The organism is Streptomyces sp. RB17 (genome assembly GCF_009604455.1).
Classification (GTDB): domain Bacteria; phylum Actinomycetota; class Actinomycetes; order Streptomycetales; family Streptomycetaceae; genus Streptomyces.
Window position 1 is genome coordinate 1 of record NZ_WEGL01000031.1, and the last position, 22012, is coordinate 22012.

General features: G+C 67.6%; 19 protein-coding genes and 4 pseudogenes. 14 read left to right on the plus strand and 9 right to left on the minus strand.

Features of this window, described 5'->3' with window-relative positions:
• Positions 1 to 148: 148 nt before the first annotated feature.
• Positions 149 to 1321 carry an epoxide hydrolase family protein gene (locus SRB17_RS44625; protein WP_153547885.1) on the minus strand — a complete coding sequence of 391 codons (1173 nt, stop codon included), beginning with the start codon at positions 1319 to 1321 and terminating at the stop codon, positions 149 to 151.
• Positions 1322 to 1403: 82 nt separating this feature from the next.
• On the opposite strand from SRB17_RS44625, the gene SRB17_RS44630 reads away from it, so the two are divergent.
• The gene (locus SRB17_RS44630; RefSeq protein ID WP_153547887.1) at positions 1404 to 1982 is read left to right on the plus strand and encodes a CGNR zinc finger domain-containing protein; all 579 of its coding nucleotides are present in this window, start codon (positions 1404 to 1406) and stop codon (positions 1980 to 1982) included.
• Here the strand turns inward: SRB17_RS44630 and SRB17_RS44635 are convergent.
• On the minus strand, positions 1922 to 2197 hold the full coding sequence (locus SRB17_RS44635; RefSeq protein ID WP_153547889.1) for a hypothetical protein: 276 nt from the start codon (positions 2195 to 2197) through the stop codon (positions 1922 to 1924). The genes SRB17_RS44630 and SRB17_RS44635 overlap by 61 nt on opposite strands.
• Positions 2198 to 2568: 371 nt before the next feature.
• Here SRB17_RS44635 and SRB17_RS44640 point away from each other — a divergent pair, with 371 nt between their 5' ends.
• Complete coding sequence (locus tag SRB17_RS44640; protein ID WP_323377616.1) at positions 2569 to 3015, plus strand: hypothetical protein; 447 nt, start codon at positions 2569 to 2571, stop codon at positions 3013 to 3015.
• A 353-nt stretch (positions 3016 to 3368) separates the two neighbouring features.
• Here the strand turns inward: SRB17_RS44640 and SRB17_RS44645 are convergent, their stop codons facing one another.
• The 4 genes from SRB17_RS44645 to SRB17_RS44660 form a co-directional block, all read right to left on the minus strand.
• The gene (locus tag SRB17_RS44645; RefSeq protein WP_153547891.1) at positions 3369 to 3716 is read right to left on the minus strand and encodes a YciI family protein; all 348 of its coding nucleotides are present in this window, start codon (positions 3714 to 3716) and stop codon (positions 3369 to 3371) included.
• 65 nt (positions 3717 to 3781) lie between these two features.
• Positions 3782 to 4690, minus strand: coding sequence for a virginiamycin B lyase (locus SRB17_RS44650; RefSeq protein ID WP_153547893.1), 909 nt, complete (start codon positions 4688 to 4690; stop codon positions 3782 to 3784).
• Positions 4687 to 5343 carry a CatB-related O-acetyltransferase gene (locus tag SRB17_RS44655; protein ID WP_153547895.1) on the minus strand — a complete coding sequence of 219 codons (657 nt, stop codon included), beginning with the start codon at positions 5341 to 5343 and terminating at the stop codon, positions 4687 to 4689. Before SRB17_RS44655 ends, SRB17_RS44650 begins: the two co-directional genes overlap by 4 nt.
• 258 nt (positions 5344 to 5601) lie before the next feature.
• The gene (locus SRB17_RS44660; RefSeq protein WP_323377617.1) at positions 5602 to 7062 is read right to left on the minus strand and encodes an MFS transporter; all 1461 of its coding nucleotides are present in this window, start codon (positions 7060 to 7062) and stop codon (positions 5602 to 5604) included.
• Positions 7063 to 7212: 150 nt separating this feature from the next.
• Here SRB17_RS44660 and SRB17_RS44665 point away from each other — a divergent pair, with 150 nt between their 5' ends.
• The 9 genes and pseudogenes from SRB17_RS44665 to SRB17_RS44705 all read left to right on the plus strand — a co-directional run bounded on the left by SRB17_RS44665 (position 7213) and on the right by SRB17_RS44705 (position 14259).
• Positions 7213 to 7779, plus strand: coding sequence for a TetR/AcrR family transcriptional regulator (locus SRB17_RS44665; protein WP_153547897.1), 567 nt, complete (start codon positions 7213 to 7215; stop codon positions 7777 to 7779).
• Positions 7780 to 7833: 54 nt separating this feature from the next.
• On the plus strand, positions 7834 to 8829 hold the full coding sequence (locus SRB17_RS44670; protein ID WP_323377618.1) for a transposase: 996 nt from the start codon (positions 7834 to 7836) through the stop codon (positions 8827 to 8829).
• A gap of 18 nt (positions 8830 to 8847) precedes the next feature.
• Positions 8848 to 9003: pseudogene (locus tag SRB17_RS44675) on the plus strand (IS5/IS1182 family transposase); the annotation flags it as partial.
• A 398-nt stretch (positions 9004 to 9401) separates the two neighbouring features.
• A complete protein-coding gene (locus SRB17_RS44680; RefSeq protein WP_153547899.1) occupies positions 9402 to 9815 on the plus strand; it encodes a hypothetical protein in 414 nt (137 codons plus the stop codon).
• 113 nt (positions 9816 to 9928) lie between these two features.
• Entirely contained in the window at positions 9929 to 10888 is a 960-nt protein-coding gene (locus SRB17_RS44685; RefSeq protein WP_153547901.1) for a hypothetical protein, read from the plus strand.
• A 111-nt stretch (positions 10889 to 10999) separates the two neighbouring features.
• Positions 11000 to 11122: pseudogene (locus SRB17_RS47380) on the plus strand (AAA family ATPase); the annotation flags it as partial.
• Positions 11123 to 12308: 1186 nt separating this feature from the next.
• A complete protein-coding gene (locus SRB17_RS44695) occupies positions 12309 to 13388 on the plus strand; it encodes a protein kinase family protein (protein ID WP_153547903.1) in 1080 nt (359 codons plus the stop codon).
• Positions 13389 to 13398: 10 nt separating this feature from the next.
• A pseudogene (locus SRB17_RS44700) lies at positions 13399 to 13572 on the plus strand (IS5/IS1182 family transposase); the annotation flags it as partial.
• 159 nt (positions 13573 to 13731) lie between these two features.
• Positions 13732 to 14259, plus strand: coding sequence for a hypothetical protein (locus SRB17_RS44705; RefSeq protein WP_228396703.1), 528 nt, complete (start codon positions 13732 to 13734; stop codon positions 14257 to 14259).
• On the opposite strand, the gene SRB17_RS44710 is transcribed toward SRB17_RS44705, so the two are convergent.
• Both SRB17_RS44710 and SRB17_RS44715 read right to left on the minus strand, forming a co-directional pair.
• Positions 14207 to 15163 (minus strand): IS5 family transposase, encoded by a 957-nt coding sequence (locus tag SRB17_RS44710; protein ID WP_416237154.1) that lies wholly within the window; start codon positions 15161 to 15163, stop codon positions 14207 to 14209. The genes SRB17_RS44705 and SRB17_RS44710 overlap by 53 nt on opposite strands.
• Positions 15164 to 15272: 109 nt before the next feature.
• The gene (locus SRB17_RS44715; RefSeq protein ID WP_073492597.1) at positions 15273 to 15776 is read right to left on the minus strand and encodes a GNAT family N-acetyltransferase; all 504 of its coding nucleotides are present in this window, start codon (positions 15774 to 15776) and stop codon (positions 15273 to 15275) included.
• Positions 15777 to 16511: 735 nt separating this feature from the next.
• Here SRB17_RS44715 and SRB17_RS44720 point away from each other — a divergent pair.
• Positions 16512 to 17216: a class I SAM-dependent methyltransferase gene (locus SRB17_RS44720; protein WP_153547905.1), complete on the plus strand. Its 705-nt coding sequence runs from the start codon at positions 16512 to 16514 to the stop codon at positions 17214 to 17216.
• A gap of 1007 nt (positions 17217 to 18223) precedes the next feature.
• On the opposite strand, the gene SRB17_RS44725 is transcribed toward SRB17_RS44720, so the two are convergent.
• A complete protein-coding gene (locus tag SRB17_RS44725; RefSeq protein WP_153547907.1) occupies positions 18224 to 19171 on the minus strand; it encodes an SDR family NAD(P)-dependent oxidoreductase in 948 nt (315 codons plus the stop codon).
• A 148-nt stretch (positions 19172 to 19319) separates the two neighbouring features.
• On the opposite strand from SRB17_RS44725, the pseudogene SRB17_RS44730 reads away from it, so the two are divergent.
• A pseudogene (locus SRB17_RS44730) lies at positions 19320 to 20185 on the plus strand (helix-turn-helix transcriptional regulator).
• Between the two features lie 855 nt (positions 20186 to 21040).
• Positions 21041 to 21646, plus strand: a complete 606-nt coding sequence (locus tag SRB17_RS44740) for a dihydrofolate reductase family protein (protein WP_323377619.1) — start codon at positions 21041 to 21043, stop codon at positions 21644 to 21646.
• Positions 21647 to 22012 lie beyond the last annotated feature (366 nt).

The following is a 22012-nucleotide window of genomic DNA, read 5'->3' on the forward strand; positions in this document are numbered from 1 at the left end:
GACAACCAGAAACGACCCGGCTGAGGCAAACAGAGCCGACCCGTGCACTCGTGCGGGTCACCCCTATCCAGAGAAGCGATTCCTCCCGGGCGTGAACGCCCGGGGTTCCTCGCTAGATCACGCTGAACAGGGCAATGGAGCGCCGCGTTCACCGATGAGCGGCCAGCACGGCCGCGAGGCCCTCTTGCAGGTCCTTGACGAAATACTCGGGAACCTCCAGCGACGGGAAATGTCCCCCGTTTTCGGGCGAGCTCCATCGGACGATCTGCCGGTACCGCTCCTGCGCCCAGGGGCGCGGACACTTCTCGACGTCGCGGGGATACATAGTGATTGCTGACGGGACGTCGACCCGAAGTTCGGGGTCCAGCGAATTGTGGCTTTCGTAGTAAATTCGGGCCGCCGATGCGCCGGTCCGCGTCAGCCAATACAGGGTGACGTCGTCAAGAACGCGGTCCCTGGAAATCGTCTCGAACGGGCTGTCTTCGGTGTCTGACCACTCGGCGAACTTGTCAAGAATCCAGGCAAGAAGCCCGACCGGTGAGTCGACGAGCGAGTAGCCGATGGTCTGCGGTCGGGTCGCCTGCTGCTTCGCGTACGCCGCGCGGTGGCGCCAGAAATCGCGGGTTTCCTCGGTCCACTCGCGCTCGACCGCCGTCAGCCCGTCCGTTGTCAACCCGGGCGGTCCCTCCGCGAACGTTGTGTGGATGCCAAGAACGTGCGCCGGGAACCTGCCGCCGAGAACCGTGGTGATATTGCCTCCCCAGTCGCCGCCGTGGGCTGCGAACTCGCTGTAGCCGAGCCTTCCCATCAGTTCCACCCATGCGGCCGCGATCTTTTCGGTTCCCCACCCGGTGGTGGCCGGCTTGTCGCTGTAACCAAAGCCTGGCAGCGACGGGACCACGACGTGGAACGCCGGCGCGTCTGCATCTTTCGGATCTGCCAGCTCGTCTACTACATCGATGAACCGAGCGATGCTGTCTGGCCAGCCGTGCGTCAAGATCAGAGGAGTGGCATCTGCGCGCGCGGAGCGACGGTGCAGGAAGTGGATTCCCAGATCATCAATGGTCGTGCGGAACTGGCCGATACGGTTGAGGCGCTCTTCGAACGACCGCCAGTTGTACCCGGTGCGCCAGTAGTTCACGACCTCGACGAGGTCGGCGAGCGGAACGCCCTGTTCCCATCGGCGAGGGTCGGGTGCGGCGCGATAGACCGTCTCGGCCTCCGGTAGTCGCGCCGCGGCCAGGCGCGCGCGCAGATCGTCGAGGTCAGCGTCAGTTGCGTGGGCTTCAAATGCTTGCACGTCGCTGGGCAGACGGGGCATGAGACCTCCTGGCCATCGCGGAACCGGCTAAGACGGTTCTAGCAGTCGTGCGAGCCACACTGCAACCGGCTAAGCTGGTTCCATGCGTGCTGGATTCCCTGACTTCCGCCTCGGCAACGTGCTGGCGACCAGCTTCACGGGGACTCTGTCGGAGCGTCACGGCAACGCTGTGGAGCGCATTCCCACGCCGCACCGACTCGTTGACTGGCTGACGGTGAACGGCCTCGCCGTGGACTCCTGCACCACTGCACAGCTCGACCTCGCTCGGGAACTGAGGGAGTCGATTCACGCCGCCGCGACAGCGGCCGCGATCCACGAGGCTCTACCTGCGTCTGCTGTCCAAGTCATCAATGACTGCAGCGCTCAGGGCCGGCCCGCAGCGATCCTGACGCCCGAGGGTAAGCGGCAATGGCGGCTCAGCTCGGCTTCCTGTGTGGAAGATGCCCTCAGCGTGATCGCCGCCGACGCGATCAGCATCATCGCAGGCGAACGAGACGGAAGATTGGCCTTGTGTGCATCACCAACCTGCCAAGCCGCCTTCTTCGACACCAGTCAAAGTCGCACCCGCAAATGGTGTGACATGAACACGTGCGGGAATCGTCAGAAGAAAGCGCGCTTCAATGCCAACCAGCGCAAAAACCCCGGATCAGCGAAGCCCTGAGAGAGAAGGATCCATCCGCTCAGCGCCCGCGCCTGACCGAGATCCGCGACAACCTCCTGGCCCGGATCACCGAAGCCGAGCGCGAGGGCTGGCTGGGCTAGATCGAAGGACTCGAAGTCGGCCTCGCCGATGCCCAGGACAAGTTCGCGCAGCTGGATGCCGAACAAGCCCGTAGCCGGCAGATCTTCCATCTCGAGATGCCATCCGTCGGCCACCCGACAGGACGCACTTTTACGGCCGCTCTCCCCTGAACTGTGCCTATTCGAACATGGCCTTGATCGAGCCTGACGGCGATCAGGCTCGATGAGGGGAGCCGGGGACGCGACGGTCCGGCTTCTACGCCACCCGGCCCGACGAGCTCGCTTGCTTCCTCGACGCCGTCGACGGTGAGCCCTACGAGGTCCTCACCCCGGGGCTGGGTGAAGAGCTGATCCTCTGAACCGCCGCCCCCGGCAGAGATCGGGATGACCCTGGCAAGCCAGGGCAGTCACGGCCAGGTTCGCGGTTCGTTCATGATGGTGGCCTACGGCGTCAAAGGCCATGCCCGCTACGCCCCTGACCAGCCCATCCTCAGGAAAGTACCGCCGTGGAACTGGAAGAGATCGTGGAACTGCGCACCATGTACGTCTTCACCCCGCCGCGCGGGCAAAGTTGGGGCCTGACCTTCGAGGGATTCGAGGCACGGCTGCGTGGGCGGAACCCGGATACATTCATCCGTATCGATGACGAGGGAGAAGGCCCGGTCCGCGGATCATTGATGATCTTCGGGATCACTTTCGACGACGAGATCCTGGAAGGCTTTGTCAGCCTGGAACCCGAGGGCGTGTCCGTCCTGGACTGCAATGGCCACATCGCAGCCCGGGTCGCCCTCTGGCTCCGGAACAGCGTGGCGACGGATGACGTGCCCGTCATGTTCAACACGGACTGGGGAATCGAGGAAGGCATGGAACCCACGCTCCTCCCCGACGCCACCCGCCCCCGGATCGTGGCAGCACTCGTCCAGCACGTCGAAGCGACCGGTGGCCTCGACTGACAGCGCCCCCCAATACGGTTGCCGCAGACGCGCCCACCACTGCCAATCGCCACCGGTGCCACGGCGTGGCTGCGGCTGGTGCCCCCGAGGACAGGGCGGGTCGCCCGGAGTGCCGCTGTCGCTGACCGGTAAGCGCGTGATCGGCCGAGCACATCCGCCGCTTCTGCGAATACTCCACCCACGAACTCGGCCTTGAGCCCGAGGCGTACGACCCACACTCGGAGGTTGGCTTTAGCTCGCTACGCGGCGACGGCCTGCCCGCCCCAGTCGGCCTGATCAGATGAAGCCGGGCGGCACTACAAAGGCGACCCTGCGGCCGGGCTCTGTGCCGTCGGGCCGGTTCCCGGCGCCGGTCAGGCGGATTCGAGGATGGGGCGGACCTTGACGGTCTCCGGGGTGGGGAGGTTCTTGGCCAGTTCGAGGGTTTCCGCGCGGTCGGCCACCTCGACGATGAACCAGCCGCCGAGGGTCTCCTCGCTGGCGTGCGCGGGCCCGTCGGTCACCGTCGACGCCGCGTCGGCCGCAGTGCGCACTGTCGCGGGCGCGATGCGCTCGGTCTCCAGGGCTTCGCCGCCGCCCAGTTTCCCGGCCGCGGCGAGGCCGCCGATCCAGCCCTCGTGCTCCTTGTGGTACGCGGCCCGGTCGGCCTGGATCCGGCGGCGCGATTCGTCCGTGTGGAAGATCACGAGTGCGTATTTCATGGGATTTCCTCACCGGCCGCCGTACGGGCGACCGCTGCTGACGGTAGGGGAGGGGGGTGGTTTGTTCAGGCGGTGCTGTCCGGCGGGGTGATGCGGGCGAGTGCACCGATCTCGAGCGCGGTCCACAGGGCGCCGTCGGGACCGACGGTGATGCCGTGCGGTTCGGAGCGGGGGGTGGGCAGGTCGTGGACGGTGACGGAGCCGTCGGGGGTGATCGTGCCGACGCGGTTGCCTCCCCATTCGGTGAACCACGCGGTGCCTTGTCCGTCGACGGTGACGGCGTGCGGTCGGGCGGCGCGGTCGGGCAACGGGAACTCGGTGATCCGCCCGTCGGGAGTGATCCGGCCGATCTGGCCGGCGGCGATCTCGGTGAACCACAGCGTTCCGTCGCGGCCTGAGGCGATCCCGACCGGCCCTGCCGCCTGCGTCGGCAGGGGATGGAGGGTGACCGCACCGTCCATGTCGATTCTCCCGACGGTGTTGCCCTGGTTGAGGGTGAACCACATCCCTCCGTCGCTGCCGGCGGTGATCGTGGACGGGAACGTGCCGGTGACGGGGAGCGGGAATTCGGTGACGCTGCCGTCGATGGTGATGCGGCCGATGCGGTCGGCGGCGGTCTCGGTGAACCACAGCGTGCCGTCGGGTCCCGCCGCGATACCGAACGGCCCGCAGCCGGAGCCGGGCACGCCGAACTCGTCGATCACGCCGTCGGTGGTGATCCGCCCGATCCGGTCCGCCCGGTACTCGGTGAACCACAGCGCGCCGTCCGGGCCGGGTGTGATGACGGTCGGTCCGCTGTCGGGGGCGAGCCGGTGGCTCGTCGGCTCCTCGCCGGGGACGAGGCGGCCGATCCGACCGCTGTGGACGAGGGTGAACCACAGGGCGCTGTCCGGTCCCGTGGTGAGGGCGTAGGGTCCGGCCGCGTGGTCGGCCACCGTGTGCTCTTCGATGGATACCTGGGTCGCGTGGTTCAAAGGGACTTCCCCTGTCCGTGCTCGGTGGCGATGCGTTCGATGTCGGCGGGTGTCCCGGACATGAGGGTGCGGGCGTGTTCGGTGACCAGGTCGGCGGGCCAGTCCCACCACGTGGCGCGCCGCAGCCGCTCGACGTCGGCGTCGTCGAAGCGCTGCCGGATCGGTCTGGCCGGGTTGCCGCCGACGATCGTGTAGGGCGGGACGTCGGCGGTGACCACGGCGCTGGCCGCGATGATGGCGCCATCGCCAATCCGTACGCCGGGCATGACGGTCGCCCGGTACCCGAACCAGACGTCGTTGCCGACGACTGTGTCGCCGCGGCTGGGCATGGCGGTGACGATGTCCAGCGTCTGCTCGGCCCACCGGCCGCCGAACATGGTGAATGGGTACGTCGACACCCCCATCGTCGGGTGCTCGGCGCCGGCCATCAGGAAGGTGGTTCCGGTGGCGATCGCGCAGTACTTGCCGATGGTGAGGCGCTCCGGCCCGTAGGCGTAGAGGACGTTGCGGTGCTCGAAGTCCGTGGCGCCGTCCGGGTCGTCGTAGTAGGTGTACTCGCCCACGGTGATGTTCGGTGAGGTGACCAGCGGGTTGAGGAACACCACGCGTTCGTGGGCGGGCAGCGGGTGCACGGTGGTCGGGTCAGGGGACAAGGTCGGGGTCCTTTGCGTGGTTGCGGGATGTCGCACACGGCCCTGGTGGGGCGTCGCCGGGCCAGGGCCGGATCACCCTGGCCGGGTGGGGCTTCAGGTGTTCTCGGGGTTGGGTGACCCACTCGATGAACTGGACGATCACGCCGCTGGGGTCGGTGACCTGGAAGTAGCGTTCGCGCAGGGGTCCTCGGCAGCGGCGTGGTGATGTCGACGCCCTCGGTGCGCAGCCGCTTTTCCCGGCCAGGGCGGTTGTTATTGTCAACGGCTGTTCACGGATGCCTCGTTCGAGGTGGTGACATCGGTGGAACGTTGCGGCGCCGCGGAGCCTTCCGCGGGCTTGGACCTGGCCAGCCACAGGCCGGTGAACACGGCGGTGGCCAAGGTGACGGTGCCGGCAGCGAGGAAGGCGCTGTTGAGACCGGTCTCGAAGGAGGCGCCGCCGGATTGCCGGGTGCGGACGATGGCTCCGAGTACCGCCACGCCGAGCACCGCGCCGATCTGCCGGGTGGTGCTGCTGATGCCTGATGCGAGGCCGCCTTCCTGCGGGCTGACTGCTTGGATGGCGGCGCCTGTCAGTGGGGACATGGTCAGGGCGAAGCCGATGCCGGTGAGTCCCAGCCGCCACCACACGTTCCCGTAGCCGGTGTCGGCGTGCACCATGCCGAGCGCCAGCAGTCCCAGGCCGGCCAGGGCCAGGCCGGCGGTGACCACGATTCGGAAGCCGTGCCGGGCGGCGAGTCGGCCCGCGTACGGGCTGACGATCACCATGGCGAGGGATACCGGCAGGGTCTGCAGGCCGGCGCGCAGGATTGAGCTGCCCTGGACGTACACGAAGAACTGGGAGAAGAAGAACGACGAGCCCATGAGCGCGAACCCCACCACGACCATGGCGGTGTTGGACACGGTGAACAGGCGCTGCCGGAACAGGCGCAGCGGCAGCATCGGAGCGGAGCGACGGGCTTCGACGGCGACGAAGGCGGCGAGGAGGATCACCGCGGCGGCGAAGCTGCCCAGGATGACCGGTGAGGTCCAGCCGCGGGCACCCCCCTCGATCAGCCCGTAGGTCAGTACCCCCACCGCCAGAATGGACAGCACCGTGCCCGGGATGTCGATCGCGGGGGCGCTCGGATTGCGGGACTCGCCGAGGTGGCGCAGGCCGACCAGCAGCAGGACCACGCCGATGGGCAGATTGACGAGGAAGATGGCGGGCCAGCCGAAGGCTTGGGCCAGCACGCCGCCGGCCACGGGGCCTGCGGCCAGACCGATTCCGCTGAGTCCGGCCCACAGCCCGATCGCCTTGATTCGTTCCTGCGGCACGGGATGGGCGGCGGCGAGCAGGGCGAGCGAGGCAGGGCTCAGCGCCGCGGCCCCGATGCCCTGCAGTACCCGGCCGGCGACCAGCCAGCCGAGCGAGGGCGCGAGGCTGCACAGCAGCGACGCGGCGGTGAACACCGCCACGCCGGTCAGGTACACCCGCTTGCGGCCGAATCGGTCGGCGAAGACACCGCCGGACAGCAGCAGCATGGCGACCAGCAGTACGTACGCGTCGACGATCCATTGCAGTCCGGTCAGCTGAGTGTGCAGCCGATGCTGCATATCGGGCAGTGCCGCTCCAACGATCGTGTTGTCGAGCAGGACCATGAATTGGCCCAGGCAGGTCACCGTGAGCAGCACGGCCCGGTTTGATCGACTGCCTACGGTCGCATGCGATGCAACCACGGGATCCCCCTCAATCGTAAGTTGCGCCCGGTCGCGGTCGACGCGGATGGCGATACACCCGAGCGCCCTAAAGCAGTCAGTGACTGCGTTAGGTGACTATAGGGAGGGTTGCCCCGCAAACGCAAGTCCCGACTGCGTTAAGGTGGGGGCATGAACGAGCGACAGCGAGCCCGCCGGCCCGGCGGGCGCAGCGCCCGCGTCGGCGCGCAGGTACACCAGGCCGTCACCGACCTGATCAGCGAGCGCGGCTACGGCAACTTCACCGTCGGCGACGTCGCAGCCCGCGCAGGTGTAGCCGACAGCAGCATCTACCGCCGGTGGGGCAACCTGGAAACCCTGCTCACCGACGTGGCGCTCACCCGCCTCAATGCGCAGTCGCCGATGCCCGACACCGGGAGCCTCGCCGGCGACCTGCGCACTTACGCCGCCCAAGTGGCCCGCGAGATCACCGGACCCGAAGGTCCGGCGGTGCTGCACCTGGCCGTCGCCCTGTCGAGCAGCGGTCAACAGGGCCTGCAGGCCGGCGCCGACCTCCGCGCCGAACGCACCCGGCAACTGCAGTCCATGCTCGATCGCGCCCGCGACCGTGGCGAGCCCGCACCCGACGCGTTCGACGTGCTGGACCACATCCTGGCCCCGATGTATATCCGCGTCTTGTTCGGCATGGTCCCGCTCACCCCGGACTACGTCGACGGGTTGGTCGACCGATTGCTGTGACCTCAACCCGTTCCCCGCGATCAGCCCTCGGACGCGGTGCCAGCGCTTCGCAAGGTGCTCGCCGACACGCGCCCGGCCAGCTCAGGCATCCGGCCCTTGGCTGGCTCACGCGGCCTGGCTGAATCCGGCGGTGGGCGGGCCGTCGCCGCGGATCAGAGTGAAGTCGACGTGCAGCTGCGGGTCGTAAGCGTCAGGTTCGTCGGCGGCCATAACATCGCATTCCGCGTGCAGACCTTGGAGGCCGGGCCCGAGCCCCGCCAGGGGCCGGAGGTCGGCATCGACGCCGGAGTGAACGTCCCCCGCGCCCTCTCCAACGAGGACCACCAGGAGCACGGACGTCCGCCCCGTCTCCCGGAGGGAACCGCTGACCGGGACAAGTGGCTCACCGAGAAGGAGAAGGCCAAGCTCCTCACGCTGGAGCGGCAGGCCGCGCACCAGAAGTCTTTCCGCAAGAAGGGGGAGAAGACCTCCCGCCGTTTGCAGCACACCTACGACCAGATCAAGCAGCTCCGAGCAAAAGCCACGCGACGAGCCTTGGACTGGCAGCACCAGACGACCACCTACCTCGCCTGCACCTACGGCACGGTCGTGGTCGAACAGCTCAACATCCTCGGCATGACCAAAGCGCCCAAGCCGAAGCCCGACCCCGACAACGAAGGCAATTACCTGCGCAACGGGGCCAAGGCCAAGGCCGGTACGAACCGCTCCATCACGCAAGAGGCGTGGGGGCGGACGGTCATGATGCTGACGTACAAGCTCGCCCGGTGCGGCGGCGAGCTGGTCAAGGTACCGGCCCCGTACACCTCCCAGCGATGCTCAGCGTGCGGCTTCATCACCCAGGCAGCCGAGAGACCCAAGAGCTGTTCGCGTGCAAGAACACCGAGTGTGGGTGGACCGGAAACGCCGACGGGAACGCGGCCCGGAACATCCTGCACCTGTATCGGATCGGCCACGTCAGCATGGAGATCCCGGCCGCCGGAAGGCGCGGTCGTAGGGCGGGTAAATCCGTCAAGCCTGTCGCCGAAAGGTAGACGGGAATCCCCTTCCTGAGCTTGTCAAGGGAGGGGAGAACTTCAAAAAGAACCGAACACCGTCGAGCGCCTGATCAACAAACTGAGGGCCTGGCGCGGCATCGCGGCTCGATACGGCAAGACACCCGAGAGCTACCTCGCCGGCCTCCACGTGCGTGCCTCCATGATCTGGATCAACGACCCCTTGAAGACAACTGGCCGACCACAACATCACACAGGCCCAGGGCTCCACAGCGGCCGCCCCCGCCCCGCTCTCCTCGCGGCGGGCGAGGCGGCGCTACGTGGACGGTTGCAGGCCCAGGCATCCACCGACTCTCACCGTCCGTGACGACCCATGCGGCACCGCGAGGCCGGCGGGAAAATTTATGTCGTTCTTGCGGGCATTTCAGATGTGAACAACGCGCATCTATCGAATTAAGTGGCATATATGGAACGGTCGCGGAAGGCTATTGCCCTTGCCATTTCGGTGGGCTGAGTCCATGATCGTCATCGCGCGGGAATCGCGTCCACAAATATGGGCGACCTGCGGAATGTAGCGTTCCTCTCATTTCATCGTGCTCCCGCACGGGTCAAAATTCAGGAGCCATACCAATGCGCGTGCGTATGATCACCGTATCGGCAGTCGTGGCCGCCGCGACCCTGGGTCTGGCGACCCCGGCGCTCGCTTCCCCGACTCCCCGCCCCGCGTCCGCTCAAACCAGCAGCTGCGCGCTGCTGCTCTGGTACAACTCCAATGAGCAGGGGTCCAGCGCCTGTTACAACAACTCGGACGTCGCCAACTTCGCCGGGGACGTCTTCACCTCGGCCGGTGCGGGTCAAGGCTTGCCGGTCAAGAATGACGCTGCGTCCGCCACCGACAAGCTGGGCTACACCACCACCTGGCCCACCGCGCGAATATTCTTCAACTCGAACTGGGGCGGCGTCTACGACGACGTCGCCCCACAAAGCAGCCGTAACCTTTCGAATACCTACAACAACAACGCCTCGCTGGAATGGGTTCTCTGAGCGGGCGATGCCCGACCGAGCAATAACATGACGTCGACCTTGCCCAATACGCCTGGACCGGGTCGGCGTCTTCCCACACGGACGAACGGGTCAGAGGCATGCCTTTCCATTCCGTGAGCCCTTCCCGCGCCTTCGGCGGGATCGGCGGCGGTGTCGTCGCCGCGGCCGTCAGCGCCGTTCTGCTGACAGCGGCGACTGGCTGCTCGGCGGGCCGGGCGAACACCGCGGTGCCTGCCGCCGCGCCGGCCGGACGCGCGCCGGTAGTGCTGAGCAGCGTCGACCTCAAACTGCCCATCGAGCGCTACCTCTTCTCGGCGTCCGAGAAGCAGAGCCTCGTAAAAGCAGTCCGGATCCTTGTCCAGCAGTGCATGGACCGGTATGACGTGCCGTACCGGCCCGCGCCGATCGGCCCCTCGCTCGGCGTCCGCAGCCTCATGGACCGTAGATACGGGATCACCGACGAGCGCGCCGCACGGGCCGACGGCTATCACCTCGGCGACCGTGACCCCCGCACCCACCCGGGGCCGCCGCCCGCGCGGCCGACCGGGACCTCCCTGCTCGTCCTCACCGGGCGAACAGGGCCTGCGGCGTCCAGCGCGACGACTGCGCCCGCCAGCCCTCCGCCCGTCGTCAATGGCCAACGGGTCCCTGCGGGCGGATGCGCCGCACAGGCGGAGGCCGCCATCGCCGGCTCGGGGCGGCTCGGACCCAGCGACCTTGCGCAGGACCTCAACGACCGTAGCTTTCTCACCACCAAGGCGGACGCTCGGGTGACCGGGGTGTTCCGGGCCTGGTCCCGGTGCATGAAGGGAAAGGGATTCTCCTATCCCGATCCTTTGAACGCGATGAGCGACCGCCGGTTCCAGGGCGCACAGCCCACCCACCAGGAAATCCAGGTCGCCTCGGCCGACGTCGACTGCAAGCGGCAGACCAACCTGGTCGGTATGTGGTTCGCGGTCGAGACCGCCTTCGAGAAAGCCCAGATCCGGCAGAACGCACCGGAGTTGACCGCCGTACTCAAGGCGAAGCAGTCCCAACTCAGGGCGGCCGCGGCCGTCCTCGCGACCGACTGAACCCCGTCCGCACCGACTGAGGGTGTCCGGATAATCCCAGGTCAGCGCTGTGATGCGTTGTGCTTCCGGCAGGATTCGCACCTCCAACACCCGTTTCAGGAGCGCCGAGCCGAGCCATGGCGAGACGCAGCAATCGTCGACCGACTCACCTTCAACGGCACCATCATCGAGACCGGCACCGCGTCCTACCGCCTCGCCCAGACCAGGGCCAAGCAGCAGCAGACGAAGAAGTAGTCCCGAGGCCAGCTGGCGGGTGGAATCTAATCTCTGCTGCCTCGGGCCTGGCGGTCCAGGAACTCGATCAGCCGCGTTTCCGAATGTGCAAGCCTCTCCCGTTGTTCGAGGGGAAGCGAAGCGAGGGCGTCGACCAGGATCCGCTTTCGCGGGACGTGCACCATGTTGCCGGAGTAGATCCGGCAACTGGAACACCAGGCGAGTCCGATGCACCGCTCGAACATGGAGGACTCGGGCGGATGGAATCGGTACTGGTACGAGCGGACGGGCGTTCCGCAGGCGGCACAGATCCGGCGGTCCCCGTCACAGACCGTGTCCCAGGTCCCGACCTTGCGCCAGAGCCTCCGCACGGCCGGTGCTCTTCAAGTCGTCATGCCCAACATTCTCTCCCACAGCGAGTCGCCCGGCACAGCCATCCCAGCGAAGCTGGAGCCGGAGCAGACCGGAAGCCGGGGCCACTTCAAGCCGGAACAATCGCCTCACCAGCCCCGAAGTGGGGCCAGTTCGGGCCGGAAAAGCGGGGCCAGTTCAGACCGTTAGCGCCAATCGACGTGCCCGCCATCGACGCCGTCATCTTCGCCACCGGCGCCGGCAAGAAGGCCACCCTCGTCGTTCCCTCTACTTCACCCCCGGCGACGACCCCAACGACCTCCTCGGCGCCGATGGTGCCGGACCGTGCGCTGCGGGTGCTGGGGGTGGACGAGTCGCCTTCCGCAAGGGCTGTACCTCGCGGCCGGGCTCAAAGGGCATCGCGGAGCCGAGATGATCTGCCGGGACCGGGCCACCGCCTACACAGAATCGGCCACGCCGAGGGCGTTGAATTGGGCACGCGGCGACTCCGCGGCAGCCTTCCGTGGCACGTCCAGGCTGTCCAGCCATTCCTGCCATGCTGGTTGAGGATTACTCACCGCAACAGCATGCCCTACGGTCGGGAGACGGGACGATCGGCGCATCTGTCTCTGCTGGCGCACCAGGCTCTGTGGTTCACGGAACTGCGGGCAGAGCCTTGAAAACGGCCGGGTGCGCTCGTCGCCCCACTTGGTCCCGTGTCATCGCCTGAGGCGGCGTTCGGGGCCAGGGTTCCGGTCGACTTCGCGTACCTGCTCCTTCGGCAGGCCTGGCGGATAGGCTCGACAACGTGTCGCGAGATCACCAAAGCCCTGGTTCAGGGCACCGAGAGTCGTCCATGGACCACCCGGACCCGCGGTATGCTGCGCGGCTCGCCGCCTATGGGACCGTGGCCACGTACCTGTCACTGCTGAGTGACCGTCGGCTCGGCGAGGTGGTGGCCGCAGCCGACCCGCTCGGGTCCGGCATCGGCGGCAGGTCGGCGGAGCTGGACATCGACGGCACGCGGGTGTTCGTCAAGCGGATCCCTCTGACGGACACCGAGTTGCGGCCGGAGAACGCGCGGTCGACGGCGAACCTCTTCGGACTGCCGATGTTCTATCAGTACGGGGTGGGCTCAGCGGGGTTCGGGGCCTGGCGGGAGCTGGCCGTGCACGTCATGACCACCAACTGGGTCCTCGGGAACGAGTACGAGGGCTTTCCGCTGATGTACCACTGGCGCATCCTGCCCGACTCCCCTCCCGAAGGGGTCGCCGACGAGTTCGGGGGCATCGACGGGGCGGTCGTGCACTGGGAGGGATCATCGGCCGTGCGCGGGCGGCTGGAGGCTATCGGCCGGTCCTCGTCCAGCCTGGTTCTCTTCTTGGAACACGTCCCGCAGACACTCGCCGACTGGCTGCACGACTACCGGACCGCCGCGCCGGAGGGCGAGGAGAGCTCACCTTACCCGTGGGTGGAACAAGCCCTGGCGCGCGGCACCGCCTTCATGAGCTCGCACGGACTCGTCCACTTCGACGCACACTTCGCCAATGTCCTGACCGACGGTCGACTGCTGTACTTCGCGGACTTCGGACTCGCCCTGAGCTCCGGCTTCGAACTGTCAGTTGCCGAAGCGGAGTTCCTCTCCGACCACCTCGTGTATGACCGCTGCCACACTGTGAGTCATCTGCTCCGCCACCATCTGCCCGATGGCCTGCTCGGCGGTATGGAACACGAGGCGTTCCTGCGCGAGTGGATCGCCGGCCACCGGCCCGGTGACGTCTCGCGCGAGATCGCCGCGATCATCGACCGGCATTCCCGAGCTGCCGTGGCCTTCGGCGAATTCGCCCGTCGTCTGCTCACCGAGAGCAAGCGGACGCCATTTCCGGCCGCCGAGATCGAGCGGGCGTGGGGCACTGCGGTCGCGGCGCCCCACTGAGGCCAGACTTCAGGGTGCAGGCGGAACGGTCCGTCTGCCTTACCGCGGCCGATGGGACAGCCTCTGCACCGGCCAGCAGGCCGTCAGCCGGTCCCACGCAAAGATCCGCGCACGGGTCATCGCCACCCTCAAGTCCTGGCGCGTCCTGCGCAAACTCCGCTGCTCGACGACCCGCACTTCGTCCGAGCCGTCCTGGTCCTCCAGCTCGCCGCCACGGGCTGCGATCAGAAGCCGTATCTCAACCGAACGTGATCCGTTGATTTCTGCTGGTCAGGCATGGTGTAGCTCGGAATGAGAGAGACATCCGGCGTCTTGCTCCCGCTCCGTGCGCGAGGGGTGCGCGATGGCGTCGGTGCTGGGAATGCTGGAGGAGCGGGAGACAGCGGCCCGTGTGCGGGTGGAAGGGCTACGGGAGGAAGTCGCCCGGTTGGCTGAGGTGTTGGAGGCCGCCGAGATCAAGCTGGACCGGCGGGTGATCGCGCGGGAAGAGCTGGTCGAGGCCCTGGCAGCCTCGGCTGCCGAGACCACCGCCGGGACCGAGGCCGAGGAGAAAGCGGTGCTGTCGCTCGCGCCGGTGCCGGGCTCGGCGGTGCCGCCCTGGCGGGAAGGGCTGCCGGTGACGGTTTTGGCGCCGGACTATCAGCGCATTCTGGGCGTGCTGGAACGGCAGCGATCCACGGGTCATGGACCGCTTCGGGCCAAGGAGATCGCGGTGGAGCTGGGCCTTGACGCGACGCCAGCGAAGGTCGAGGGGCTGCGGTCGAAAGCCCGGCGCCTGGCGGAGCGCGGGTGGCTCCTCCTGGAGGCGTCGGGGGCGTTCAGTGCCGTCCGGCGGACCGTGGCCGTCCCAGACGCCGACTCATCCGCGTGACCATCGACCACCGGATCATCGCCTCGCTGGTGGCGGGCAGGGTCTCGTAGTCCCGGGCCAGACGGCGGGAGTTCATCAACCACGCGAACGTGCGCTCTGCCACCCACCGCCTCGGCAGCACCACGAACCCTGCCATGTCGTCGGTGCGCTTGACGATCTCCAAGGTCAGGGCGAGTTTGTCCCGGCACCAGCCGACGAGGGAGCCGGTGTAGCCGCCGTCGGCCCACACGAGGGTGATGTCGCGGTGCAGACGGCGCAGCCGCATCAGCAGGCCCGCTGCGGCGTCCCGGTCGCCGATGTTCGCAGCCGTGACCGCGACGGCCAGGAGCAGGCCGAGGGTGTCGGTCACGATGTGCCGCTTGCGGCCTGGCACCTTCTTCCCGCCGTCGTAGCCGCGTGAGGCGGCCGGCACCGTCGCGGTGGCCCGCACCGACTGCGCGTCGATGATCCCCGCTGTGGGCTCGGCCTCACGGCCCTCGCGCTCACGGACCGTCCCGCGCAGCCGGTCGTGGAACTCGGCAATCAGCCCGTGCTCGCGGCAGCGGCGGAAGAATGCGTAGACCCGGGCCCATGCGGGGAAGTCCGAGGGCATCGCCCGCCACGAGATCCCGCCCGCGACCAGGTAGCGGATCGCGTCCAACAGCTGCCGGTGGCAGTAGCCCTCGGGCCGTCCACCCCGCCCCTGGAACCAGGCCGGCACCGGCAGCAACGGCCGGACGGCCGCCGACTCCGCGTCCGTCATGTCCGACGGATACCGGCGCACCCGGTCCGGATGGTCCGCCGCGTTGCCGTACACGTGCGCGAGGCAATCGCACGACACGGCGGGCGAGTTGAAGGCAACATGCTCGGGAACGTACAACAAAGACAACAGGGCCTCCGGGAACCACTCGGAATGGGATCGCACCCCCGAGCTACCTGGAGGCCCTGCTTTCACGCGCGGAAACCGCCGCAGTCACCCGATCGAGACTCCCGTTCGATCGACAGCCTTCGAAATCGGTACGAGGAACAACCACTTACGTGTCGGGATGCTCCGGCAGGGCGAGCCAGTCCGACCAGGAGATCTCGCGGCCGAGGAAGCGCGGCTGCTCGAACGGCCAGTCGGCGGCGATCCACTGCGGCACCAGCGCGTCGAGGGCCTGCTCGACCTTGCTGCCCACCAGCTCGTCCACCACCCACCAGGAGATCTCGCCGTCCGCGCCGGCCCTCTCCGGTGGGTCGATGTAGACACAGCCGAGCAGAGCTGTCTCCGCCGCGTCGAACAGCGCGTAGTTGAAGGACTGGTGTGCGGCGATCTCCTTCTCGTGCCGCAACAGGTCGGCCTGGTCGGCCTCGTAGGTCATGGTGGCCGCGGGCCAGCCCCAGGCCGGGCCGAAGATGGTCCACAACCGCTCGCGCGAACCCATCACAGCCGGATAGTCGAGCGGGGTGTCCGCCTCCCGGATCGGCCGCAGGTGATGGCCACCGCCCGGCAGCGGTACCAGGACGGGGTGGACGAAGTCATCGGGAAGCCAGCTCATGGCGCCCGACCGTAGCAGCGCGCGGCCGTCCGATCCCCTGGATTTTCCCCGTATACCGCCAGGCCCTGCTCTCATGCCGGGCAGGGCCCGCGATCACCCGATCGAGACTCCAGTTCGATCGACAGACTCCATGATCGGTATGGCAACGGCTTCTCAACCCGCAGCATTCGCCAGGTCCGTCAATTCGGCCTCGGTCGTTCCCGCCCGCAGACGAACGTCGAAGGTGTAACCCTCATCGCAGAACACCAGGTCAAGGTCCAGAGGTGGAGGCAGGTACCGTCCTCGTGCAGATACGCCGCACCCGGACCCTTCTCCGTCTTGAACTGCCATATGAGGCTGCGCACTTCGCTGCAGTGCATCGAGTCGATCTCGACCCCAGACCACCGGGCACGGATCGCGTCTGTCAGCGCATTCCGATCGATGCGCCACCCGAGCGCATCACCCTCGACCACCGCCAAGAACGTCATAGCCAGGGTCTACCAGATGTCCGTGACACAGCGCCGTTCGACTGCCGCCAGAAGTTGGAATGATCTCAATGGCGGTGTGAATGTGATGTCGCTGCGTGTCTGCCACAGTGTTGGTGGTGAGCGAGGGTGCGGCTCGCCGGGGCCGTCAGCCTGGCCACGGCTCCTGGCGGTAACCGCAGTTCCCCGGAACGAACTTGCCCACAGGTTCGCCTTCGCTTCTATGGTGGGCGGGGTGCTGTGCTGTCTTGTCCAGGAGGAACGGTCAGTTATGGCGAACACGGATGAAGGTGTGGCTCGGGTCCGTGAGGTGCGCCGCCGTCTGTCGCAGGAGGGTCCGCCTCGGACGCGAGACCACGAAGGAGACTTCGAGACCGTCACGGTGCCCGAGCAGCACTGCGATCAACTGCGCGATCTGATGGTCTTCGAGGGAGTCGAGAAGGTTGTGGAGATCGGTCTCGCCTACGCCAGCTCAGCGCTCGCCATCGGAGAGGCGCTGGCAACCGTCAACCGTCCGCTTCCCCAGCACGTCATCATTGACCCGTTTCAAGAACGCGAGTACTCCAACGCCGGCTGGGATCTACTGTGCTCTGCTGGTCTGGACGCGATCGCCACGCTCATCCTCGCTCCTTCGTCGATCGCGCTTCCGCAGCTGCTGAGCGAAGGCTTCGTTGCCGATGCCGCCTTCGTGGACGGCAGTCACCGGTTCCATGAGGTTTTCGTCGATCTCTACTTCTTGCGCAAGATCGTCCGCCCTGGTGGCCTGATTGTTGTCGACGATGACTGGTGGTCGTCCGTGCACACGGCCGTGCAGTACTACGAGCGGAATCTGGGATGGACGGTGATCTCGGATGCCTTCCCCGGTGAGGCGGTCGGCGTCGGACCTCAGGGCAAGCAAGAGGCCCGGTGCAAGGCGTATCGATTGCCCGACCCCTCGTTCGAGCCCTCTTTCGAGGACTTCCGGACGTTCTACTGAGCTCTTCGGGTTGTTGTCGGTTGGTGTGTGAGTGTGAGCCCGGTGCCAGTGAGGCAGCCGTCGATGAGGTCGGGGCGGAGCTGGATGTGGTGCAGGCCCCGGCGGAGGGTGCGTTCGAGGTGTTCGTCGTCGGTGAAGGCGGTGTTGGCCGATGGGCCACGCCGTAACAGCGACCAAGCTCCCTCGACTGGGTTCAAATCCGGTGCACATGAGGCAGTTGGACGATGGTCAGCCAGTTGTGTGCGGCTGCATACTCGCTCATCCCGGCGGGCCGGGCGCCTTGATCCTGGACGCACGAGACACTGGATCCTGAGGATCTGAGAACGGACATCTCGTGGTCATGAAGAACTATCCGCCGCAGTTCTGAGGCGGGCTTCGCGGTCCCGGTTGCCCTGAGCGCCGCTGCCTGGGCGGACTGCGTGCAGTGGAGCGACGGGGACAGCAACCGACAGACCCCGTGGACGAGCCCGGCCGACTGTGGGACGTCCTGGTCATGGCCCGCGTCGCCATCCAGCGCAGCCGGGGCAGCGGGGGACCGCGTCACGGTCGTGCTGTACCGGGTCCCCCGAGGCGGCCGCGCCGTCAGCCCCGCCGCGTCCAGCTCGCCGCCCACATGGTGCCGGCGGCAACGCCGAGCCGGTCTTGACGATCATGCAGCCGGGCGAGGACTGACCCCACCGGACACGGCCAGGGGCGCGTGTGGCGACCGGACAGTGCGGCTGGAGCCCCCAGGGCGCTCATTGCGCCCGCGGCCGAGCGGCGCCTCCGGATGCGGTGCGGGTCCGGTGCCTCAGCCAGAGTGGGCAGTTCGGGCAGCTCCGCAGGTGGACACGGCAGCACGACGTCCTTGAAGTGGTGCACGAGCATGCTGGTCGGGGAAGGTGGCACGCGAACGCGACTGCCTGTTCGTGATCTTCGGCTTCGACAACCTTGATCTTCAGGAATCGTGTTCGCTGCTTCCGGTCGGGGCGATCGGCCGCACCCACTCTGTCAGGACGAACCACTCATCACGTCATCTGAGAACGCGCCTGCCCTGGCAGCCAGGCCGCGGTGAAGCGTTGGGCGGCCTGCCAGAGCTCACCTTCGCGCTGTGGGTCGTAGGACTCCTCCGACGAGCGGTCCACACGGTTGCGGTCGATGTAGGAGCCGGTCGGCGCCTGGATTGTGCCGAGGACGACCTCGGCGAGGCAGCGGCCCGCGGCGTTGCGACTGGTGGCGAAGGGGGTGAGGGTCATCACCGGCAGGATGCGCCGCATCGTGAACCGGGAGATGGGGTTTGCGTTGCGGGCGAGGCCGGTGCCGGGGACGAAGCCGGGGTTGTAGGCGACGGTGTCGATCCCGGCCGGCAGTCGGCGCGCGTACTCGTGGACGAGGTAGATGGTGGCCAGCTTGCTCGTGGAATATGCGGTGCGGCCGGCGGCCATGGTGTGCGGCCTGGGGAAGGCGCCTGTGCGGGCAAGGACGTCGGGGGACTTCCAGGCCGGGCCGGGCACCATGCCCATGTTGTGCTTGAAGTCGCCGAAGTGGGTGTCGCTTGTGGTGATCACGATCCGGGCGGGAGCAGTGAATCGGTCTTGGAGCAGGCGGACGAACAGGTGGTTGGCGAGCACGTTGACGGCGAAGGTGGACTCGAATCCGTCGGGTCCCTCGGTGAGCGCGTTGGTGTGCTGAATGCCCGCGTTGCCCACGAAGCCGCGCAGCGGCGGGAGTTCACCGCGTTCCAGCCGGTCGTGGATCTCGGTCGCGGCCGAGCGGACCCTCTCCAGCGAGCCGAGGTCCGCTACGACGTGCGAGACCGCGTGCCCGCCCGCGCCGAGCTCGTCGGCCAGCCGTGCGCCGGAGGATCCGCGGGCGACGACGAGGAGGTGCACGTTGGGCGACTGGCACAGGATGTGCTGTGCGGCGACGCGGCCGATCCCGCGGCTCGCGCCCGTCATCACGATGGTGTGATGCATGGGGAACTCCTCAATTGGTCAGCCGATGGCGCCCCGTCTGGGCGCATCAACACGTTCACCGGTCGCGCAGGCGCCGGCCAGTGCCGTCCCCGTCACTAGGACTGGCAGTACCCAGGCTCATCGGGTGCCGCGTGGCGAGAATGAACCCATGGCTTCCTCCCGCTCCGACTTCGCCGCGCTCCTGCACGCGTGGCGCGACCGCCTGTCCCCGGCCGACGCCGGCTTCACCGTGGCGGTCGGCCGTCGTGCCCCGGGACTGCGCCGCGAGGAGCTCGCACAGCTGGCGGGGCTCTCCGTCGACTACGTCCTGCGCCTGGAACAGGGACGTGCGAAGAACCCCTCGGCCCAGGTCGTCGGCGCTCTCGCCCGAGCCCTTCAGCTCTCCCGCACCGAGCGTGACCAGCTGTACCGCAGCGCCGGGCTCCTGCCGCCCCAGGATGGGACGGTCAGCACCCATGTGCCCCCGGGGATCCAACGGCTCGCCGCCCGCCTGAGCGAGGTGCCGATCGGGGTGTTCACCGCTGACTGGTCCCTGGTGTGGTGGAACACCACGTGGAGCGCCTTGCACGGCGACCCTTCCGTCTTGCCCACCGCCGAACGAAACCTCGCCCGCGCACTCTTCGGCAACGGCGCCGCACATGCCCTGATGCTTCGCGTCCGGTCCGAGCGCGGACAGGACGCCTTTGCCGCGTCGATCGTCGCCGACCTCAAGGACGCAGTGTCGCGCTACCCCGGGACGCCCAGCTCGATCGCCTCGTGCGGGAACTGCGAGAAGTATCCGACGCCTTCGCTCATTACTGGTCCACGCAGACGGCCGCCACCCAGCACACGACTGACCGCAAAACTATCGAGCATCCCGAAATCGGCGACATCCTGCTCGACTGCGACGTCCTCATCGTCCCCGGCGCAGACCTGCGCATGGTCACATACACGGCAGCAACCGGGAGCGACGACGCGGGGAAACTGGACCTTCTTCGCGTCACAGGCGGCCGCACTGCCACCGAGCTCCCCTGACCGCGGCTGCTCGGCGGTTCCCCCAAGCCGACCGAGCGAACTCCACCGCTGCGGCCGACCGCTATCGGTCACGTCCCGAGCGCGCGCTTTTCCCAGCGGCCCCAGACCCCCGTACAGGGCGGCGTGGAAGGCGGCGGCGAGCTCGCGGGCTCGCTCTTCGCTCGGCACGCCGTGCAGCATGAAGTACACCGGGCCCGCAAAGGCGTCCGAGCCGGCCTCCCGCTCGCGGACCAGGCGGACGATGGCGGCCCGCAGGGCGACGTTCACGGCGTCGTCGACGACGTGGTCCGGGCCGGCGGTCAGCGCATCCGCCTTCACCGTCCGCCGTTCACCCTCGCGTTCTATGCCCACGAACACGGCAGACTGTGCCTTGGCCGCCCGGTAGGCAGCATCGAACCGATCGGTGGCGTCCGGGATCAGATGGCTGGCCGGGGCACGGGGTAGGCAGCTGCTGCATAACGGGCATCGTGCGAGGAATCAGCATGATTCGTCGCAGGTGTTCCGGAGTGCGGACGAGGGGTCCGTCGATGCTCTGCAGTTCGCGAACGCTCAGGCTCCGGGGGATGTGCCGGGGTCAGCCTGCAGCGGACCTGGGGGCCTGTTGGGGCCGTTCGCGGGTTGGGCTGAGCTGGGGCTTTGACAGAGCTCAAACCGCCGTTCCCAATCGAGCGGAGATCATTCCCCGACTGTGTGCATAGCGCAATCACGTAGGCCTCCGGGCCCTCCGAAGCAGTGCCGTCCGCCGGCCTGGTTGGCTGCAGCGTCATGGGTTTTCTCGTTACTCCACAGCGCGGCCGATGAGTTTGTGGCTACCGACCGGTCCAAGCTCGTGACACCCAAGGAAAGGACACCGCCGTGTCGGAGCTTCTCGTCGACTTCATCACCTCCCTCGACGGCTACGCATCGGGAGAGGGATGGCCCGGGTTCTGGGGCCTCGAGGGCCCGGAGTACCTCGCATGGCTCGGAGAGCAGCCCGAGGCCACCTACCTGATGGGAGCGAACACCTACCGCCTGATGTCGGGCTTCGCCGCAGGCGAGGTCCCGAATGGCCAAGACGAGTTCAGGCCCGAGGAAGAGGCGTCCGTCGACGAGCTCACGCAAGCGTCCAAGGTGGTGTTCTCCTCCTCCCTCGAGGAGCCACTGACGTGGGCCAACTCCACGCTCGTCCGTGACGATGCCGTCGAGGCGGTCCGCGCCATGAAGTCGAGTGGCTCGGGTCTCCTCAGCACGATCGGCAGCCTCAGCCTGTGCCGGTCCCTGCTACGAGCCGGACTCGTCGACCGCTTCCGGGTCGTGATGTTCCCGGTGATCACCGGGGCCACGGGCGAAGAACGCATCTACGACGGCTATCCGGACGTTGCCCTCGAGATGATCGAGCACCGCACCTTCGACGGCCGCATCCAGCTGGTCGAGTACAAGCCCCGCGTGCTCGAGCACCCGCCGCTCGGCGTCCCTGCGTGACGTCGCCCCGTCCGTCGGTCTGGACGCCGCAAGGCCGGCGCCGGCGGGCGCGGAGCAATTCAAGTAGTGCCCGGCCGACGGGGTCTGCGAATGCGCTGATCCGCCTCGCCTTGCACGAACACGCACTGCCGCCCGCGGCGCGAGGCGGCGATACCCGGCTCAGCGCACTCCGGCAACCGGTACAGGCTGGACATGACCGACTATGCGGAGACTCCGACAGGATCCGACAAGCGACTTGCCTAAGAGCCATCACGTAATGCGGGCAGGAAACTGTTGCCCCGCGACGGGGTGCTTCGGTTACCGAATGTCGAGCTTGAGGTTGTGGAGTGCGGCGACACCGGCGACGGCGTGGTTGACCGCCTCGCC

Excerpts from the sequence above, each read along its gene's own strand:
- SRB17_RS44630 (WP_153547887.1), top strand. The coding sequence starts at position 1,404 with ATGCGTGCTGGATTCCCTGACTTCCGCCTCGGCAACGTGCTGGCGACC.
- SRB17_RS44665 (WP_153547897.1), top strand. The coding sequence starts at position 7,213 with ATGAACGAGCGACAGCGAGCCCGCCGGCCCGGCGGGCGCAGCGCCCGC.
- SRB17_RS44725 (WP_153547907.1), bottom strand. The coding sequence starts at position 19,171 with ATGCATCACACCATCGTGATGACGGGCGCGAGCCGCGGGATCGGCCGC.
- SRB17_RS44695 (WP_153547903.1), top strand. The coding sequence starts at position 12,309 with ATGGACCACCCGGACCCGCGGTATGCTGCGCGGCTCGCCGCCTATGGG.
- SRB17_RS44625 (WP_153547885.1), bottom strand. The coding sequence starts at position 1,321 with ATGCCCCGTCTGCCCAGCGACGTGCAAGCATTTGAAGCCCACGCAACT.
- SRB17_RS44705 (WP_228396703.1), top strand. The coding sequence starts at position 13,732 with ATGGCGTCGGTGCTGGGAATGCTGGAGGAGCGGGAGACAGCGGCCCGT.
- SRB17_RS44715 (WP_073492597.1), bottom strand. The coding sequence starts at position 15,776 with ATGAGCTGGCTTCCCGATGACTTCGTCCACCCCGTCCTGGTACCGCTG.
- SRB17_RS44680 (WP_153547899.1), top strand. The coding sequence starts at position 9,402 with ATGCGCGTGCGTATGATCACCGTATCGGCAGTCGTGGCCGCCGCGACC.
- SRB17_RS44645 (WP_153547891.1), bottom strand. The coding sequence starts at position 3,716 with ATGAAATACGCACTCGTGATCTTCCACACGGACGAATCGCGCCGCCGG.
- SRB17_RS44720 (WP_153547905.1), top strand. The coding sequence starts at position 16,512 with ATGGCGAACACGGATGAAGGTGTGGCTCGGGTCCGTGAGGTGCGCCGC.